General features: G+C 37.5%; 19 protein-coding genes. 12 read left to right on the top strand and 7 right to left on the bottom strand.

Annotation, left to right across the window (positions count from 1 at the left end; all coding sequences use genetic code 11):
- Position 1: 1 nt before the first annotated feature.
- From V6670_RS03600 to V6670_RS03610, 3 genes are all read left to right on the top strand, one after another.
- Positions 2-898: an RluA family pseudouridine synthase gene (locus tag V6670_RS03600; RefSeq protein WP_338654471.1), complete on the top strand. Its 897-nt coding sequence runs from the start codon at positions 2-4 to the stop codon at positions 896-898.
- Positions 899-1195: 297 nt separating this feature from the next.
- Positions 1196-2572: a magnesium transporter gene (gene mgtE, locus V6670_RS03605; RefSeq protein ID WP_036126643.1), complete on the top strand. Its 1377-nt coding sequence runs from the start codon at positions 1196-1198 to the stop codon at positions 2570-2572.
- Between the two features lie 29 nt (positions 2573-2601).
- The gene (locus tag V6670_RS03610; protein ID WP_036126640.1) at positions 2602-3027 is read left to right on the top strand and encodes a hypothetical protein; all 426 of its coding nucleotides are present in this window, start codon (positions 2602-2604) and stop codon (positions 3025-3027) included.
- A gap of 65 nt (positions 3028-3092) precedes the next feature.
- Here V6670_RS03610 and V6670_RS03615 read toward each other — a convergent pair whose 3' ends face one another.
- A complete protein-coding gene (locus V6670_RS03615) occupies positions 3093-3617 on the bottom strand; it encodes a CotY/CotZ family spore coat protein (RefSeq protein WP_008174263.1) in 525 nt (174 codons plus the stop codon).
- Between the two features lie 81 nt (positions 3618-3698).
- Here V6670_RS03615 and V6670_RS03620 point away from each other — a divergent pair, with 81 nt between their 5' ends.
- From V6670_RS03620 to V6670_RS03645, 6 genes are all read left to right on the top strand, one after another.
- Positions 3699-4157, top strand: a complete 459-nt coding sequence (locus tag V6670_RS03620) for a YhcN/YlaJ family sporulation lipoprotein (RefSeq protein WP_338652657.1) — start codon at positions 3699-3701, stop codon at positions 4155-4157.
- Positions 4158-4613, top strand: coding sequence for a stage V sporulation protein AC (gene spoVAC / locus V6670_RS03625; RefSeq protein ID WP_036126638.1), 456 nt, complete (start codon positions 4158-4160; stop codon positions 4611-4613).
- Positions 4607-5602 (top strand): stage V sporulation protein AD, encoded by a 996-nt coding sequence (locus V6670_RS03630; protein ID WP_036126636.1) that lies wholly within the window; start codon positions 4607-4609, stop codon positions 5600-5602. The genes spoVAC and V6670_RS03630 overlap by 7 nt, the downstream gene beginning before the upstream one ends.
- Positions 5603-5618: 16 nt before the next feature.
- The gene (spoVAE, locus tag V6670_RS03635; RefSeq protein WP_141904860.1) at positions 5619-5978 is read left to right on the top strand and encodes a stage V sporulation protein AE; all 360 of its coding nucleotides are present in this window, start codon (positions 5619-5621) and stop codon (positions 5976-5978) included.
- A gap of 65 nt (positions 5979-6043) precedes the next feature.
- Entirely contained in the window at positions 6044-6217 is a 174-nt protein-coding gene (locus V6670_RS03640; RefSeq protein WP_080717135.1) for a YjcZ family sporulation protein, read from the top strand.
- Positions 6218-6344: 127 nt separating this feature from the next.
- Positions 6345-6593, top strand: a complete 249-nt coding sequence (locus V6670_RS03645) for a stage VI sporulation protein F (RefSeq protein ID WP_141904781.1) — start codon at positions 6345-6347, stop codon at positions 6591-6593.
- Positions 6594-6719: 126 nt separating this feature from the next.
- Here the strand turns inward: V6670_RS03645 and V6670_RS03650 are convergent, their stop codons facing one another.
- The 3 genes from V6670_RS03650 to V6670_RS03660 all read right to left on the bottom strand — a co-directional run bounded on the left by V6670_RS03650 (position 6720) and on the right by V6670_RS03660 (position 8470).
- Positions 6720-7148, bottom strand: a complete 429-nt coding sequence (locus V6670_RS03650; protein ID WP_338652660.1) for a GNAT family N-acetyltransferase — start codon at positions 7146-7148, stop codon at positions 6720-6722.
- Positions 7149-7151: 3 nt separating this feature from the next.
- Entirely contained in the window at positions 7152-7667 is a 516-nt protein-coding gene (locus tag V6670_RS03655; RefSeq protein ID WP_036126625.1) for a YjcG family protein, read from the bottom strand.
- An 83-nt stretch (positions 7668-7750) separates the two neighbouring features.
- Positions 7751-8470: an alpha/beta hydrolase-fold protein gene (locus tag V6670_RS03660; protein WP_141904783.1), complete on the bottom strand. Its 720-nt coding sequence runs from the start codon at positions 8468-8470 to the stop codon at positions 7751-7753.
- A 113-nt stretch (positions 8471-8583) separates the two neighbouring features.
- Here V6670_RS03660 and V6670_RS03665 point away from each other — a divergent pair, with 113 nt between their 5' ends.
- Positions 8584-9165 (top strand): phosphatidylglycerophosphatase A, encoded by a 582-nt coding sequence (locus tag V6670_RS03665; protein WP_036126573.1) that lies wholly within the window; start codon positions 8584-8586, stop codon positions 9163-9165.
- A gap of 527 nt (positions 9166-9692) precedes the next feature.
- Here the strand turns inward: V6670_RS03665 and V6670_RS03670 are convergent.
- The 3 genes from V6670_RS03670 to V6670_RS03680 are packed head-to-tail and all read right to left on the bottom strand — an operon-like array spanning position 9693 to position 14457.
- Entirely contained in the window at positions 9693-11504 is a 1812-nt protein-coding gene (locus V6670_RS03670) for an ABC transporter substrate-binding protein (RefSeq protein ID WP_141904784.1), read from the bottom strand.
- A gap of 12 nt (positions 11505-11516) precedes the next feature.
- Positions 11517-13013 carry an ABC transporter permease gene (locus tag V6670_RS03675; RefSeq protein WP_338652664.1) on the bottom strand — a complete coding sequence of 499 codons (1497 nt, stop codon included), beginning with the start codon at positions 13011-13013 and terminating at the stop codon, positions 11517-11519.
- A 13-nt stretch (positions 13014-13026) separates the two neighbouring features.
- Positions 13027-14457 (bottom strand): ABC transporter permease, encoded by a 1431-nt coding sequence (locus V6670_RS03680; protein WP_338652666.1) that lies wholly within the window; start codon positions 14455-14457, stop codon positions 13027-13029.
- A 121-nt stretch (positions 14458-14578) separates the two neighbouring features.
- Between V6670_RS03680 and V6670_RS03685 the strand changes: the two genes are divergently transcribed.
- A complete protein-coding gene (locus V6670_RS03685; RefSeq protein ID WP_338652668.1) occupies positions 14579-16318 on the top strand; it encodes an ABC transporter ATP-binding protein in 1740 nt (579 codons plus the stop codon).
- 133 nt (positions 16319-16451) lie between these two features.
- Positions 16452-17072, top strand: a complete 621-nt coding sequence (locus V6670_RS03690; RefSeq protein ID WP_141904788.1) for a thermonuclease family protein — start codon at positions 16452-16454, stop codon at positions 17070-17072.
- Positions 17073-17657: the final 585 nt, after the last annotated feature.

Raw genomic sequence — 17657 nt, forward strand, 5'->3', positions numbered from 1 at the left:
TATGGATACAAGGTTTACATTGCACTTTGTGGCTGATAAAGAGGGGCAATTATTACGAGAAGCCCTTCAGGAATGGCGTATATCCAAGAAAGCCTTAACCGCCATTAAGTTTGAAGGTGGCTTATTAACAGTCAATGGTGTCGAACGTAATGTGAGACATGTCCTTCAAGAGGGTGACTGTGTGGGAGTGACATTTCCTCCTGAGGAAAGAAGTGACGGTCTTGCTATTGAGCATGGTGATTTAACCATCGTATTTGAGGATGATGCGATCTTAGTGCTTGATAAACCAGCTCACCAGAGTACAATTCCCTCAAGAGAGCATCCAACCAAAAGCATTGCAAATTTAGTTTGTGGCTATTTTGAGCAACAAGGATTAGCTTCCACAGCCCACATAGTCACAAGGTTAGATCGAGATACATCAGGCTTACTCTGTATTGCCAAGCATGCGCACATTCATCATTTAACAGGGCTTGCTCAGCGTAGCAGAAATATTTCAAGGCAATATGAGGCGATTGTGCATGGCCATGTCGAACAAAATTTTCAATCCATTGTGGCACCTATAGGGCGTAAAGTGACGAGTATTATTGAAAGAGAAGTACGAGAAGATGGGCAATATGCACATACAGATGTAACCGTGCTAAAGCGGTTTTTACTTGATGCTGAACCAGTGACACATGTACGATTGCAATTGCACACAGGACGTACACATCAAATTCGCGTACACATGGCGTACCTTGGGTATCCACTTGTTGGTGATGACCTTTATGGTGGAAGCCGTCATTTGATTGATCGACAAGCACTACATTGTGTATCCTTAAGTATGGAGCATCCATTGACTGGTAGGCCATTACACTTTACAAGTATGTTAAATGAAGACATGCAGAGATTATTGAAGTAGTCTTTGACTGATAGAAAGGAGATGTTCGCACAAACGGGCATCTCCTTATCATTTTTGATGTAATAACAGTGTATAGGAAGTATCTTTACACCGACTTCATAAAATTAATGTATAGTAAAATAGAAATCGTCATGATTTTACGCTTAAAATCGAATTTTATAAAAATCTGTACACCGACTCTGTTGGATAACTTAAAAAAGGGTTTGCAGAAAAGGTATAATACACTCTATTATATAGAAGGTAGATTTACGGCATTGCCCGTAAAGATGATTGAAAGCTCGGAAGGAGGGGACAAGCATGATAGAGGAAAGAAATGAAAAGGATGATGTGCAATTTGATGAGGCACATCTACGAGGAATGCTCGAAGCACATAATATTGATGCATTCCGTGATGAGTTTTTAGAACTTCATCCATATGATCAGGCAACGTTTTACGAAAAGGTGGAACCTGATATAAGGAAGATCATCTATTCGTTCTTGTCTCCGACAGAAATGGCTGATATTTTTCAGGCAATCGATATCGAAGATGATGAATATAAAGCGTACCTAGCTGAAATGGATCCTTCATATGGGGCAGAAATGCTTTCGCATATGTATGCTGATGATGCGGCAGATGTCTTAAATGAGCTGGATTTGGCACAGCGTGAAAGCTATTTGGAAATGATGGATGAGGAAACGGCTGAAGAAATTAATGAGCTCTTAAGCTACGATGAATATACAGCCGGTTCTATTATGACAACTGAATACGTTGCTATACCAGAAAATTCAACAGTGCGTTCAGCAATGGCCATTTTGCGTAAAGAAGCACCAGATGCAGAGACTGTTTATTATATTTTCGTGGTGGATGAAGAACACCGTTTGACAGGTGTTATATCACTACGAGATTTAATCATTGCTGACGAGGATACACGTATTCGATCAATTATGAATGAACGTGTTGTGATGGTACATGCAAATGATGACCAAGAGGAAGTCGCACAAATTATGAAGGACTATAATTTTTTAGCGACACCTGTTATTGATGATAAAGGGGAACTGCTCGGTATTATCACGGTCGATGATATTATTGATGTTATTGATGAAGAGGCTTCTGAGGATTACTCAAAATTAGCCGGTATTTCGGATATGGATAAGTTTGATGTAACACCTTTCCAAGCAGCTAAAAAACGTTTACCTTGGTTAGTGGTACTACTGTTTTTAGGTATGCTGACAGCCAATTTAATGGGGCAATTTGAAGATACTTTAGATAAGGTAGCCTTACTAGCTGTCTTTATTCCACTTATTTCAGGAACATCAGGGAATAGTGGAACACAAGCATTAGCCGTGGCGATCAGAGGTATTGCAACAGGAGACGTGGAAGAACATAGTAAATTCAAGTTACTACTACGTGAAGCAGGTACAGGCTTAATGTCAGGCGTTGTTTGTGGATTAATCGTTATTGGCATTGTTTATTTCTGGAAACATGAACTTGTTTTAGGAATGTTAGTAGGAGCAGCACTATGTGGTTCTATTTTAGTCGCGACATTAGCGGGTTCCTTTATTCCGTTGTTAATGCATCGACTAAAAATAGACCCTGCTGTGGCATCAGGACCTTTTATTACAACTTTAAATGATATAACAAGTATTTTAATTTACTTAGGATTAGCGACAGTTTTCTTAAGTCAAATAGGCTAAGAACCAATTTACTTACTTTCGCATATTGTATGGAAAAAAGGGAAGTGAGTAAAGTGGATCGAGAGCCACGCTTGTTTATAAAATCACCATCATATTTTTTAAATATTTCTAAGGCGTTACATGAACTTGATTTGGATGAAAGTACATCCGTATATGTAAGGGACAACATTTTCGATGAGCAAACAGTTGATGGGAAAGAAGATATCGTAGAAGATGTACAAATAGATCCGTACTTACTAAAACAACTTCAATTTTTAGAAAAGCCATTTCGTCAGAGGGCCTATCAGCCATTATTAGTTTGCTTAAAAGATGGTAGAAAATTAACTGGAACTGCCTCAGAAGTACAGAGTGATTCTTTAATGCTAACGTCATTAGAATTAAAAACACAGGAAATCATTCATTTTGAAGAGATACAACAAATACTGTGGCGTGGAAGAAAATTGCCAACATTATAAAAAAAGTGTACAGCAGAGGATGCTGTACACTTTTTTTTATGTGTGTGTGTCAAAGGTGAAAGAAATTAATCACAAATCCCTAAGTCAACATCAGCGATACATTGTACAGCGCAGAAGCAAGATAAATCTACAGTAATACAGCTATCTGTTGAGTTCCAGTCATCTACTTTACAGATTTTCTTCATGTTTACGCAACAGCCGTCACGACTTAATAAGTCTACTGTACTTTCACTAGAGTCAAATGTACATAATGGCTCTAAAACACGTAAAGTTGCACAGCACTCATCAAACATATCTTCTACACGGAAGAATACGGATGTACAAATACAAGGATCTGCTGTTGGAGAGTTAAAGAATGCTTTGAAAGGAGTACCATCTTTTGTAATTAACATGAATACACGTGTATCTGCTTGAGAGCGTGCAGGACTAACAATTCCGCCTAGTGGTTCTAAGAAACAGTTCGCTGTACATGGAGAACACTCATCTCGCACCGCTTGATTTTGAATATCTAAAATAGCGCGAACTACGTCACAAACGCAGCCTGCTGAATGGATTGGTCCAATAGGATTTGTTGGCTTACCACAACCCATATTGTCACCTCCTTTCCTTGTTACTACTTCTACAATATGTACTTTTGAAAAATGGACTCGGGCTTTCGTATATATCTTCGAATGAATAGTTTTTTTATGTGTGGAGAAACTGTAAAGAAAAGGAGGGGAAAACATTTGAGGCTACTAGGAATGACATTACCTCTCTTAGTCGTTTTATCGCTGTTAAATGGTTGTGCTGAAAAAGAAAAATTTATTGTCTATGGGTCGCCACAAAATGAAAGTGAAGTCGAAGCCCTTATAAAAGAAGAAGACTATGTTGAACGATCAACGGTTATCCAATATGACGATAGTATGCTTGTTGCAGTACAAATCAAACCATGGGAAAAGTGGAAAAAGACTAAGCTAGAGAAAAAATTGCAAAAGAAATTTGATGAGAAATATCCAAACAAAGATGTATTTGTCTCAGCTGATTATAAAATTTTTTATGAAGCCAATAAAATAAAAAAGGATCAGATTGAAGATAATAAATTGAGCGATAAAATTACAGAACTAAAAGAGCTTGCAAAGGAGCAGACATAAATGGAAAAAGAACAATATCAACAGCTAGAGCAATATGTTACACCAAAGCCCCCTTATTTAAAGAATATAGCTAAGGCATTCTTTGTTGGTGGACTGATTTGTGCAATTGGTCAAGCTGTGTCCCTTTTTTATATTATTTTTTTCAATTTTACGGAAGCAACAGCAGGAAATCCAACTGTTGCCACAATGGTATTCTTTGCCATGATTTTAACGGGCTTGGGCCTTTATAAAAAAATTGGTCAATTTGCTGGTGCGGGCTCAGCAGTTCCAGTAACAGGCTTTGGTAATGCTGTTATTTCTGCGGCTATTGAACATCGGTCAGAAGGGTTGGTACTGGGCGTCGGCGGTAATTTATTTAAATTGGCAGGGTCAGTTGTATTATTTGGGGTAGTATCTGCATTTTTCGTTGCTCTCATTAAATATATCCTTGTGACGATAGGAGTGGTTTCATGGTAATCGTTTTTCAATCGAAACCATCTCTTTTAGCTGGTGGAGTAGTAGCTGGCCCGTTGGAGAATCGCAGTATTTTTAGTCAGTATTTTGACTCGGTCTATGATGATGAACGGTGGCAGATGAAAACAAATGAACAGGGGCATCGCAAAATGATCGAAGAGGCCTGTGAATTTGCTATGAAAAAATTGGGCATACAAAACGGAGATATTGATTATTTAATGGGTGGGGATTTGGTTAATCAAATGACACCGACCAATTTTGCAGCTAGAGATTTAGAAATCCCCTTTATTGGATTATTTTCGGCTTGTGCAACGTCTGTATCCTCTGCCATTATTGCATGCCTGTTAACAGAGTTAGGTGTGGCTAATTTTTCATTAGCTGGTGCCTCAAGTCAGCATAATTCCATTGAACGTCAATTTCGTTATCCCATCAATTATGGTGCTCAAAAACCTCAAACTGCACAATGGACGGTGACAGCTGCAGGCTATGCCCTTATTGGAAAGCATCGTGAGGAGTATCCTTCTATAGAAGCAGCAACGATAGGCAAGTCAGTTGACTATGGCATGGATGATCCTTTCCATATGGGTGCAGCGATGGCACCAGCCGCCTTTCAAACGATTCAATCTCACCTACAGCAAAGAAACCAAAAAATTTATCATTATGATTTAATTTTAACGGGTGATTTAGGTCAGCTTGGATTAAAGCTGTTGAAAGGAATGCTTGTGGAAAATGGCGTGAAGAATGAAGAGCTAACGTTATTACGTGATGCAGGTGCCGAATTTTATGGACAGGATGAAGCATTCCAATCTGGTGCAAGTGGAGCAGGCTGTTCGGCGGCTGTTTTTTTTAGTTATGTTATTCAACAAATGCGCGCAGGGAGTTATAAACGAGTATTACTTGTGGCAACAGGGGCATTATTATCGCCGCTGTCCTATCAGCAAGGCGAGACGATTCCATGTACGGCACATGCGATAGAAATTACAATGAAATGAGGCAAAAATCATGGTTATGACATTTGTATTTGCATTTATTGTTGGAGGCATAATTTGCGTCATAGGCCAATTATTAATGGATGTTGGCAATTTAACACCAGGACACACGCTAAGTATGTTAGTTGTCCTCGGTGCCATATTAGATGGTATGGGTTTATATGAGCCACTAATCAATTTTGCTGGAGCAGGAGCTACAGTACCTATTACATCCTTCGGGAATTCATTAACCCATGGGGCATTGGCGGAAGCAGAAAAGCATGGACTTGTTGGCGTATTAACAGGCATGTTCGAAGTAACAAGCTCAGGGATCAGTGCTGCTATAGTGTTTGGCTTTATCGGTGCATTAATTTTTAAACCAAAAGGAAATATTGACTAGACGAATACCCCTCCCATTTTGACAACCGAAACATATTATAGGTTGTAGAAGGGAGGGGTGCTTTTATGGGATATCAAGGCTGGTCCTCACAACCTTATGGGAATAATGTTGGTGGGTGGAACAATAGCTATTGCGGAGGTTACTCTGGAGGCGGCAACAACTATGGCTATGGTTCTACATTTGTTCTAATTGTTGTCCTATTCATTCTATTAATTATTGTTGGCGCTACTTACATCTAATTTGATGAACATAAAGGCTTTAGCTTCTATTTAGGAACACCTAAATAAGGTTAAGGCCTCCACCATTTGCGAAATGTTTCGTGCAAGACGCAAGGTCAATTTGAGTTTTAATGATAGGAGGGAAAACATGCATCGCTCGTTTTTTAATTCGATTGAGAAAAAAACAGGTGTATCGATGGATGAAATCTTCGCATTAGCCAATGCCATTCAACATGCGGATTTTACCAGTGAAAAACAAGTAAGAAAAATTGTAAGACGTGTAGCTAAAATTTCTAACAGATCTATTACGCAAGAGTTGGAAGATAAACTTGTACAATCTATTATTCAAGATGGCGCATCACTAGATTTAGATAAAATCACTAGAATGATGAAGTAGCGTATGGCATATCTACTTGGCAATGTAGCTTGTTACGATGGAGTAGATAAATGGTGGCAAGCGAATTCGTGTCTATTAAAAAAGGGTGTTACGACAATGCACTATGCATATCGTAATACCCTTTGATTACATTTTTTTCTCCATAGCACGATGTGGAATACCTGCATCCATAAACTCAGGAGAGGTAACTGTAAATCCAAGCTTTTCATAGAAGGGAATGGCATGGCTTTGTGCATGCAGTTTTAACGTTTCCTTGTTGATAGAAATGGCATGCTTCTCCATCTCCTTCATCATTAAAGCCCCTAATTTTTTGCCACGCTGAGATTGTAAAATACAAACACGTTCAATTTTAGCTGTTGTACCGTCAATACTACGTAAACGTGCTGCTCCTACTGGTTCAACGTTATCATACATAATGAAATGTGTTGCAGTGGCATCCTCAGCATCACATTCTAGATGAAGCGGAACACCCTGCTCTTCAACAAACACCTTTTGCCGAATAGCAAAGGCATCATCGTGTTCTTGCTTTGTTTCAACAATTTTCACCTGATACAAGAATCACTCAGCTCCAGACAAACGGAATGTTTCGTATGTTGTCCATGAGCCATCTTCTAATTGATATAAAAGATGGATGCGATCAATTGTATCCTTTTCATCAACGCCAGTCATGCGTAATTGCCCAAAGATATCGTCATGCTCAGAGGCTGACATTTTTTGAGCGATTGTAATATGAGGAACAAATACATGTTTCATTTCCCCATGAGGGATGTTATCTTGAAGTTCATGTTGGAATGCTACTAATTGTTCAGTTGGTTCAATGCGGAAGTAAATCGCATTTGTTGTAGGGAAAAACGAACTTATGCGAGATGCATGAATGTTTAAAGGTGCATATTTAGCAGCAAGTTCATCCAATTGCTTGACGATGGTTTGAATTTCTTCTTCAGATGCATCGAAGCTGTCCTTTAACGTCATATGCGGTGTAATCTTTGCATAATGAGGATCATAACGTTTGCGATAAGTGTTTGCTAAATCTTGCAATTTTTTTGATGGAAATGCCACAATACCGTACTTCATAGTCCATTACCTCCCGAAAATAAACAATTTTTCTATTTAAGTATAACAGAAATTTCAATTTTCGTAATTTGAATCACCCAATATTAATTGAAATTTTCAATTAAAGCACGTCGAAGGTCTGGTTTCCAATATTTCCATGTATGATTGCCTTCGAACTCGTCATAAAATGTAGTGAACCCTTTACTAATCATGAGCTCATGTAATTGACGGTTAGGTGTTAAAAAGTCTTTGATAGTTTTATCCATTGTCACTACTTGATCTTCACCCTTACCTACTATATGGTAGATAGAAATGGCGCCAGGATCTTTAAATTTTTCAACAGCCTGTAAGACATCCTTATCAACATAGGGTGATTGTAAAATGACTTTGCCAAAGATGCTTGGGTACTTTAGGGCAGCCATTAAGGAAGCAGTAGCAGCCATAGAGTCTCCAATGACGCCACGACTCATACCCATTTGGTAAGTGGCATATTCATTGTCTAAATAGGGTACTAGCTCATGAGCTAAAAAGCGTAGATAGGCTTCGTGTTGCTCACCGCTTGGAATATATTTATGACGTCGATCTTTAATATCTTTATAAGGAACAAATGCTATAATTAAATTTTCGATTTCATAGTCATCAATCAGTTCATCAGCTAGCTTTGTAATGCCGCCGAGTTGGAAATAATCTTTACCGTCTGATGCGATTAAAATATTGTATTTATAAAGTGGAGAATAATTTGCAGGAACATAAATATAGAGCTGTAATTCTTCCTGTAATGCTTCACTATAAAATGTTAAATCCTGTACTGTTCCCTTATCCAATGATGACACTCCTTCTTGTGTTTGTAACAAAATTGTACCATATTACGAAAGTAAAGGTATAATAGGTTGGGCTAGCTTTATACTAGCAATAAAAATCGAAATGAGGGTTAATTATGCATAATAAAAGTATTCGTGTGCACTCTGACGAAGTAGCAAAGGCAGCTCAAGCCGCGTTAATTCGTAGAGGTGTAGCGATAGAGGATATCGCAAAAATTGTTTACGAAATGCAAAAAACCTATAATGAAGGTTTAACACTGGAGCATTGTGTTCATTCTGTTGAACGTGTTTTACGTAAGCGAGAAGTACAGCATGCTTTATTAGTAGGAATTGAATTAGATGAACTAGCAGAGAAAAAATTATTATCTTCACCACTGCAACAAATTATCGAATCGGATGAGGGGTTATTTGGTGTAGACGAAACAATCGCACTAGGATCTGTTTTTACATATGGCAGTATTGCCGTTACCACTTTTGGTCATTTAGACAAGCAAAAAATAGGGATTATTAAAAAACTCGACACAGAACCTGGACATCATGTCAACACATTCTTAGATGATTTAGTTGGCAGTATAGCAGCTTCAGCGGCTTCACGTATTGCACACCGCATGCGTGACCTAGAAGAGGAAGGCGAAACATTTGCTGATATCGAGCCTGAAGAGCTAGGACCAAAACCAAAATCACATAATGAAATATAAAATGAGTTTCTACTATATAAAAATGAGCCTTCTCAAATTTGAGAAGGCTCTCATGTTGTTGAAAAAAGATCATGTCAAAGGCAGAAAAAGCAACTTTGCAAGGGGAGGGGGTGATTTCCGCTCCGCCAGCGTCCTTTCCAGGCGGCGTTCGATGAGCCGCTTCACTCACTTACGTTCGCTCCAGGGTCTCATCTGTGACGCTAGCTCCAATCCAATCAACCATTCTGCAAAGTGTCTTTACTTTTTTTCATTGTAACATAGCGATTAAATAGCCCATTATTTGTATTCTTAGAGGGAATAAGCTCTTATTTTTAATGTAGAGAAGTGATGCGTGACAACACCTCTCCATAAAGAGCAGTGAAGACCTTCACTTTATTTGAAAACCTTCGCTAAAAAGGTAACACTTTTGTAGGTTGGAGTGGAGTCAAGTAGCCTGCAACGGAAATCCATTTCTACCTTTCAATTGACTGTTTTGTTTTTCAACACTAAGTGAGCCTTCTCAAATTTTGAGAAGGCTCAAATTAGTATTACTTATTATCGTTATATGCTTTTACAAATTCTTTTACTTTCTCGCTATCTGCCTCCAGTTTTAAACCAGTATCGATTAATGGAGATACTGTGGATACAGCTGGTTTTTTATTGCCTTGGTAATAGCTAATGAATTCGTCTTGGTTAATGGAGTATAGGATTGCTTTACGTAAATCTGCTGAATCAGAAACTGCACGTCCAGACGTATTCATTTGTAAGTAAGACACAGCATTACTATCTGCCGTATTTAATGTTAATTTAGCGTCTGATTTCACAATATCCAACTTCGTTTCTGGAACTGTTTGAAGAACATGTATTTCACCATTACGTAATGCAGATAGTGCACTATCAACATCAGAGATAAAACGAACATTAATTTTGGCGATTTTTGGTTCATATTCGCTACCTGCACGGTAAGCAGGGTTTTTCACGAATTGTGCTTCATAATCATTTTTCTTCACTAAAATGTAAGGACCACTTGCATATAGCTGATTGTTAAATGTTGCTGAACCTTCCGTTATAGTAGCTTGATCACCATAGGCAATGTCTTTGTCAGGATCATAGCTAGCCACGTCATACGTATTAATGCTTGTTACTTGTTTTTCAGATACGATACCACCAGATTGGTGTGCTAAATAATTTAATACTTGTGGGAATGGAGTTGGCGTTGTAATTTTAACAACTTGGTATGCACCTGCTGCATTATTAACAGCACCTTTTTCCTTTGTTAATTGTGCTACTGAAGCAGGTAGGTTTTGTGATAATGCATCTAACACTGATTGCTCAGAGCCTGCTACTTTTTTGCTTTGTAATTCAGCTAAATCAGAAACGATTTCCACTGTTTCTATATTTTCATGAATGCTATAAGTACGATGATCTGGTACTGAATTAGCATCTTTTGCACGATTTAATGAGAAGACAACATCTTCAGCTGACACTAATTCACCTGTATCAACTGCTCCTCCATCTTTCACAGCTGCAAAGTGGATATCATCACGTAAAATGAAGTAATATTCTTGATTACCTTCAGCCATTACATGGTTATAAGATAATGAACCATCTGAAACAACTTCATCTGTATCTGTTAAGTTAACAAGACGAACGTACATATTCGTGTTTAATGTATTGATGGAACCATCATTCCCTTTGATTGGGTCAAGTGAAGTAAGGGAGTTGATTGTTTGGTGTAAGATTAAAGGTTCTGTTGCATTTTTAGCTGCATCATTAAATTCAATTTTTTCCCAAACCTGTGCACGAGATTTTGGTAAAAGAACCGTTTTAGGATTTACTAATTCAGAGTAGATCCCTTGATATTTATTGGAAATATATAAAGGCGCAATATAAGCTTGATCGAATACTAATAATTGCTCTAAATCTTTATATTTAGCTGCTGCTTCTTCACCAGTCAATGTGCTTGCTTCATCGATAAGTGCATCTAATTTTGAATCTGCAACAACACTGTAGTCACCGCCAGTTTTAAATAGACCACGTACAGCATAGTCAGGGTTCCCAGTTACTGTCGTCCAGCTTGAAAGAGCAAGATCATAGTTACCTGCTTCTTTTTGAGCAGAGAATGAACCGTAATCTGGTTGAATATTTAGTTTTACATCAAAACCATTTTTCACCAATTGGTCGCGTACAATATTCATATCTTCTTCAGCAGACGCCATCCCTAATACTTCAATGGCCACTTTGCCATTGCTCTTGTCATTATCTTTTGAATCTTTACTGCCTTCTACGTCAGTTTTTGTTTGTACACAGCCAGCTAAAGCCAGTACTGCAACGAATAAAAATACAAGTAATTTCTTCATAGTTACCTCCAATTAATTTGTTTTTGGATCTAAAGCATCTCGTAAACCATCTCCTAAGAAGTTAAAGGAGAGGACAAGAAGCATAATACAAAGACCTGGGAAAATCGCGACATATGAATGTGTCTCCAGGTACGTACTACCAACTTTTAAAATATTGCCCCATTCGGGAATATGTGGCTCAATACCAAGCCCTAAAAAACTTAAACTACTTGTTGAAATAACAGCTCCACCAATCGTTAAGGTTGCTTTCACAATCATTGGTGCTAATGAATTGGGAACAATATGCTTGAAAATAATAGCAGCATCAGATGCACCTAAAGCTCTAGCTGATTCCACAAATTCAAAATTAGCAAGCTGCATAACATTAGCCCGCATTGTACGAGCATAGGTTGGAATTGCCCCAACACTCAGCGCAATAATGAGGTTCACTGTATTAGCACCAAAGGCAGCGATAATAGCAATAGCTAGCAAAATGCCAGGGATAGCATATAAAACATCAAGGCTTCGCATGATGATATTATCAGTGGATTTTCCATAATAGCCAGACAAAGCGCCTAATGTCCCTCCAACAACTGCTGGAATAATCGTTGAGAAAAATCCGACGATTAACGATATTTGTGCACCAAATACAATGCGAGAAAATAAATCTCGTCCGTAATTATCTGTGCCTAGCGGATAGTCCAATGATGGTGTTTGCAGTAACGCACCATAGTTATTTTCTGTAGCAAAGTCATAGTCAAAAGTCCAAGAGCTTGTGACGGACAATGAGAACATGAAAATAATGAAGAATAAGCCGAATACAGCCATCGTATTACGTAAAATCTTTTCCCATATTTTTTGCCACTTCTCTATAGAAGACGGATTTGCCTTTCGAGCCTTTTGAATCAGGCTATAGCCTAGTAATGTCGCAAATAGATTACCAGTGAAAGTTGCAAATAGTAATAAAATACTTGGAACAATCATCCATTTAGGTGCCTCAGTAGCTGTCACATATTTCGTACATAAAATGGCCATCACGATATAAAACAGCGCTAGTACTAAGAAAACACCCATCGCAAGTAAAAAGGTATCCGTTACATATGGTTTAAATATATTCAATGCTGCAATACCAATGATGAATAATTGTGTAATAAAGGCATAGGCTGCAAAAGTATATTCTGCAGATTTTCTTTTCGACACAAGCATAAATGCAAAGGATGTTGAAAAAATATTGCCTGACAATATAGTGATTAACAATGGATAGCCCAGCACTCGAGTGCCTTTTTGAATGTCACCGTGCTTTGCTAGGTCCTTTTTAATTCGTAAATTGATGAAAGCAACATATGCCGTGGTAATAGCATAAATAACAAAAAAGAGTATAATAACTGGGCGCCAGCTATTGGTAGAAAAATTATAGCTATAGGCTAGAAACAAGAAAGAAAACAATAAGGAAAAGACAAAAGTGAAATGAGAATTGACATATTCCTGTGTAATCTTCAAGAGTAGTTTGACATGTAAGATGTTTTTCACAGGTGATCCTCCTTTAAGACTTCTTCATTTTCGAGCGAATGCGTGGATCAAAAAAGGCATACATGATATCAATCAATAAATTGACAATTGAAATAGTAATGGCAATATAAACAACGCCTCCAAGAATGGCCGGAATATCAGGGATAAATTGTTTATCGACGATATAGCTACCAATCCCACTAATGTTGAATACCTTTTCTGTTACAGATGCGCCTCCCAACATACCCCCAAAAAGAAGTCCAATCACCGTAATAATTGGAATCATGGCATTACGAATGGCATGTTTTGAAATGACTTTAAATTCATTTAAGCCTTTTGCTTTTGCTGTAATAATGTAATCCTCATGAATCACCTCAAGCATACTCGACCTTGTCATCCTAGCGATGGATGCTGTAATGGATGTTCCCAAGACGATAATGGGCATGATGAGCGATAACCAATTCTGAGGATTATAGGTCGCTGGAAACCATTGAAGCTTTAAAGCAAACGTTAAAATAAAAATTAAACCTTGCCAAAAGCTTGGGATGGATAAGCCGATTAAAGCAATGAACATAAATGTATAATCCAAATATGAATTTGGACGAACAGCTGAAATAATACCGACTGGAATAGCAATGGCGATAGCCATTAACAATGACAATACGGCTATTTCAAGTGTGACAGGAAATTTTGTCGCAATGCTGTGGGTAATATCTTCTTTACCTGCAAAGGATGTTCCTAAATCAAATGTAAATAGGCCAGATAGTGCGTTCCAAAGCTGCGATAAATAAGGCTGATCTAAACCGTGAATACGATTAAAATTCGCAATCTGCTCGGGTGTTGCTTCAACTCCGAGTAGGTTTCTTGCTGGGTCAAATGGTGATAAATACAAAATAGTAAACACCAATGTAGCTACACCAACAATGACAATGAAGCTTTGTAAAATACGTTCAATAATAAATTGTAGGAACGGATTCGCAAATAAGATAAGTACTACATAAAATAAAACAGCTGGTAGAAAGGTAAGAGCGACAAAGCGTTTGTTTGTTAGTAGCTGATTAAAAAATTGGTTATACGTTAGTTGTTGTATGCCCTCTTTTTGTAAATCTTGATCCACTTGCTGTTGTAGTTTATTTTGGGCTAATTGCTTGGCTGTTGCTTGAATTTGTGACTGTAATACAGTCTCTTTAAAAAAGGTAGCTTTTGCTATTTCTTGTTGTTCAAAGTCCTTTTGCCAGTGAGCAACCAAAGCCTTCTCTTGGTAGTACTGACTACGTAATGCAAAAGCCTGATCATAAGTGTTTGAATGTTTTCTTTTCCGATAGATAAAGTATGTAAAAGGGTGAACTAAAATACTTAAGAAAAAAAGAATCAAATGGTAAGGCTTTTGATGCATTAGTTTTTGATAAACCGTAGAAAAGAAAATAAATTCCTTAGGTTTTAAATGATTTTTTGAAGTAACCATGCATTTCCTCCAAACGTAAATAAAATATTCAGCATCATATTGTATAATTCCTATCAGTATTGTAAAGTATGGATTATACTTGTAAGTAAGTCAATCACAAATTTTAAAAAGGATGGGTCGAATGAATGAAAAGCTTTTAGAAATCAATAATCTTCGCGTGTCCTTTATCACAGGGGAGACAGAATTCGAAGCTGTTAAGGATGTTAGCTTCCATCTAAATAAAGGTGAAACACTCGGAATTGTAGGAGAGTCTGGAAGTGGGAAAAGTGTAACGGCTCGTTCCATTATGCGTTTATTACCATCGCCGCCTTCATTTCTGAAATCTGGCACTATTGTGTTTAAAGGCCAAGAACTCACGGAATTAAGTGAAAAACAAATGGAAGGGATTCGTGGACAAGATATTAGTATGATCTTTCAGGATCCAATGACATCAACAAACCCTACCATTCGAATAGGAGATCAAGTGGCTGAAAGTTTAATCAAGCATCAGGCCATGTCAAAAACAGAGGCCTACCAACAAACAATTGAATTATTAAAACTGGTTGGTATTCAGGATGCTGAAGAAAGATATCGACAATACCCTCACGAATTCTCAGGTGGTATGCGCCAACGTGTGATGATTGCCATGGCACTTGCTTGTAACCCGTCCCTGCTTATTGCTGATGAGCCAACAACAGCACTTGATGTAACGATTCAAGCGCAAATACTGAAATTGATGCGTGATATGCAGAAAAAAATGGGGACGTCTATTGTTTTAATTACACATGACTTAGGCGTGGTTGCAGGTATGTGTGATCGTATCATCGTCATGAAAGAAGGAGAAATTGTTGAACAGGGCACAACGGAAGAGATTTTTGCGAATGCTCAGCATCCGTATACCCAAAAATTATTGAATGCACTACCAAAGTTGCATGAGAAAAAGCAGCCAAAAGAGATAGCCAATATTCAGTCAGGTATCGATCGTCATAAGCCATTGATTGAGGTGACACATCTGTCGAAGGAATTTTCATTAGGTCGTGGTCAAACGCTAAAAGCAGTCAATGATTTATCCTTCCATATATTCCCTGGTGAAACATTGGGCTTGGTTGGTGAATCTGGTTCAGGAAAATCCACTACAGGTCGAACGATTCTTCAGCTTCATCAGCCTACAAATGGAGAGGTTTTATATCAAGGCATACCCGTAACAAGGCTAACGAAAAAGCAGTTAAAGGCAATGCGTCGTCATATGCAAATTATTTTCCAAGATCCCTATTCATCGTTAAATCCTCGGAAAAAAATCTTAGATATTATTGGGGAAGCCCTTGATATTCATGGCCTAGTGAAGACACATGAAGAGAGACGACTACGAGTAGAGGAATTGCTTGAGCTTGTTGGTTTAAGGAAAGAACATGCTATGCGTTATCCTCATGAATTTTCAGGGGGGCAACGTCAGCGAATTGGGATTGCTAGAGCATTAGCAGTCGAGCCAAACTTTATTGTTTGTGATGAACCTTTATCAGCACTGGATGTTTCTATTCAAAAGCAGATTGTAGATTTATTAAAGGAATTACAGCAAAAGCTTGGTTTAACATATTTATTTATTGCCCATGATCTGTCAATGGTGAAACATATTAGTGATCGTGTTGCGGTCATGTATGGTGGGAAAATTGTTGAATTGGCAGAAAGTGAAGAACTATATGCTAATCCACAGCATCCTTATACCCGTGCATTATTACGCTCAATACCTATTCCAGATCCTGTAATAGAGAAGAAGAAATATAATGATGCTGAATATATAGAAGATAAAAAAGTACGCTATGAAGTAGAAAATAGTCAGCTAGTAGAGGTTTCTCCTAACCATTGGGTAGCTGTGACAATGTGATAGCTTGAATGTAGTAGCTTGATATTTTACAATAGAAACATCGTGAAACTTTTTGTTTTCCTAATGATGAGTTGCACAACTTATACCAAGCGTAGGTATAAGCAAAGATGATTAGTTGTGAGGGGCCTACTACATGAAAATGCAAGATATAAAAACATTAATAACAAGTGGTACGATTATTCTGGCTGTAGCATTGTACATGATATTTGGCAGATCACCTGCGGAAGATCAAGATACTAAATCAGTGACAGATCAGCAAGGTACTATTTCAATTGAACAAGTGGAAGAAAAAACAGGAAATAAACGCTTTGAGCTAGACTATATTAAAGCATATGATGGAGATACGATTCAGGCGACAATTAATGGTGAGAAACGAAAAATTCGTCTGTTAATGGTGGATACACCTGAAATGAATTACAACAAAGGCGATGCCCAGCCATATGCTGAACAAGCAAAAGATTACACGATTAATTTATTGGCAAAGGCTAAAAAAATTGAAGCAGTCTATGATGTTGGACCAGAAACGGACAATTATGATCGCCTTCTAGCCTATGTTTTTGTAGATGATGTATTATTGCAGGAATCTTTATTAAAGGAAGGTCTTGCAGTTGTACGTTATATTCATAAGCCAAACAACACATTTGAAGATGCATTTAGAGCTATTCAACAAAAAACACAGGATGCAAAATTAAATATTTGGTCACATGATGACTACTTCCAAAATGATGGTTTCCACCCTGAAGTAGTTCAATAAACTAAAAATCCCTTTACTATACGCCTTTTAAAGGACAATTTCAAAAAAGCTAGGAAGCTGCTGCCTGTATCTTACGGTCAGCAGTTTTTTTTAATTTAATTCTCTTTAGAATACGAAGCGTAATAAAATGTTTGGGTTTCCGTTAGTAGATGTATCCCAAAACAACTAGCTTTATTGAAACAAGCTATATGTTTAGTAATATAACAAGTTTACCCTTCACAGTATTTTCACAGAAAATAAAGCTATACTTCTCCATAGAACATTCAAATGAAAATGATTATCACTAGTATATGGAAGGGGATGGATTGACTTTTGAATTACATGAATCGTAATCGTTTTTACTTTACGATCTATTAAGGTTGACCTGAAGATATGCAGAAGTAACACTTGAAGCAAAAAAATTCTATTTTATTTAAACGAAATCCATGGGGTATTAATCCTCGTGGATTTTTTTCCAAAACATTGATTAAATGAAGGTCCAATTTTAGTTTTTTAACTGAAATGAATGTAAAAAAATACATTTTATGTATAAAAATGATTATAGCATATTTTTTATCAATCTTTATTTGAAAGTTTTATATAGAT

Origin of the sequence: Lysinibacillus sp. Y5S-8 (genome assembly GCF_036894365.1) — a bacterium.
GTDB classification, from domain to species: Bacteria; Bacillota; Bacilli; order Bacillales_A; family Planococcaceae; genus Lysinibacillus; species Lysinibacillus fusiformis_D.

Bases quoted from the DNA above. Each gene is read 5' to 3' on its own strand.
- V6670_RS03600 (WP_338654471.1), top strand. From the start codon at position 2: ATGGATACAAGGTTTACATTGCACTTTGTGGCTGATAAAGAGGGGCAA.
- V6670_RS03690 (WP_141904788.1), top strand. From the start codon at position 16,452: ATGAAAATGCAAGATATAAAAACATTAATAACAAGTGGTACGATTATT.
- spoVAC (WP_036126638.1), top strand. From the start codon at position 4,158: ATGGAAAAAGAACAATATCAACAGCTAGAGCAATATGTTACACCAAAG.
- mgtE (WP_036126643.1), top strand. From the start codon at position 1,196: ATGATAGAGGAAAGAAATGAAAAGGATGATGTGCAATTTGATGAGGCA.
- V6670_RS03615 (WP_008174263.1), bottom strand. From the start codon at position 3,617: ATGGGTTGTGGTAAGCCAACAAATCCTATTGGACCAATCCATTCAGCA.
- V6670_RS03680 (WP_338652666.1), bottom strand. From the start codon at position 14,457: ATGGTTACTTCAAAAAATCATTTAAAACCTAAGGAATTTATTTTCTTT.
- V6670_RS03670 (WP_141904784.1), bottom strand. From the start codon at position 11,504: ATGAAGAAATTACTTGTATTTTTATTCGTTGCAGTACTGGCTTTAGCT.
- V6670_RS03630 (WP_036126636.1), top strand. From the start codon at position 4,607: ATGGTAATCGTTTTTCAATCGAAACCATCTCTTTTAGCTGGTGGAGTA.
- V6670_RS03665 (WP_036126573.1), top strand. From the start codon at position 8,584: ATGCATAATAAAAGTATTCGTGTGCACTCTGACGAAGTAGCAAAGGCA.
- V6670_RS03610 (WP_036126640.1), top strand. From the start codon at position 2,602: ATGGAAAAAAGGGAAGTGAGTAAAGTGGATCGAGAGCCACGCTTGTTT.
- V6670_RS03640 (WP_080717135.1), top strand. From the start codon at position 6,044: ATGGGATATCAAGGCTGGTCCTCACAACCTTATGGGAATAATGTTGGT.
- V6670_RS03645 (WP_141904781.1), top strand. From the start codon at position 6,345: ATGCATCGCTCGTTTTTTAATTCGATTGAGAAAAAAACAGGTGTATCG.
- V6670_RS03620 (WP_338652657.1), top strand. From the start codon at position 3,699: ATGAATAGTTTTTTTATGTGTGGAGAAACTGTAAAGAAAAGGAGGGGA.
- spoVAE (WP_141904860.1), top strand. From the start codon at position 5,619: ATGACATTTGTATTTGCATTTATTGTTGGAGGCATAATTTGCGTCATA.
- V6670_RS03685 (WP_338652668.1), top strand. From the start codon at position 14,579: ATGAATGAAAAGCTTTTAGAAATCAATAATCTTCGCGTGTCCTTTATC.
- V6670_RS03655 (WP_036126625.1), bottom strand. From the start codon at position 7,667: ATGAAGTACGGTATTGTGGCATTTCCATCAAAAAAATTGCAAGATTTA.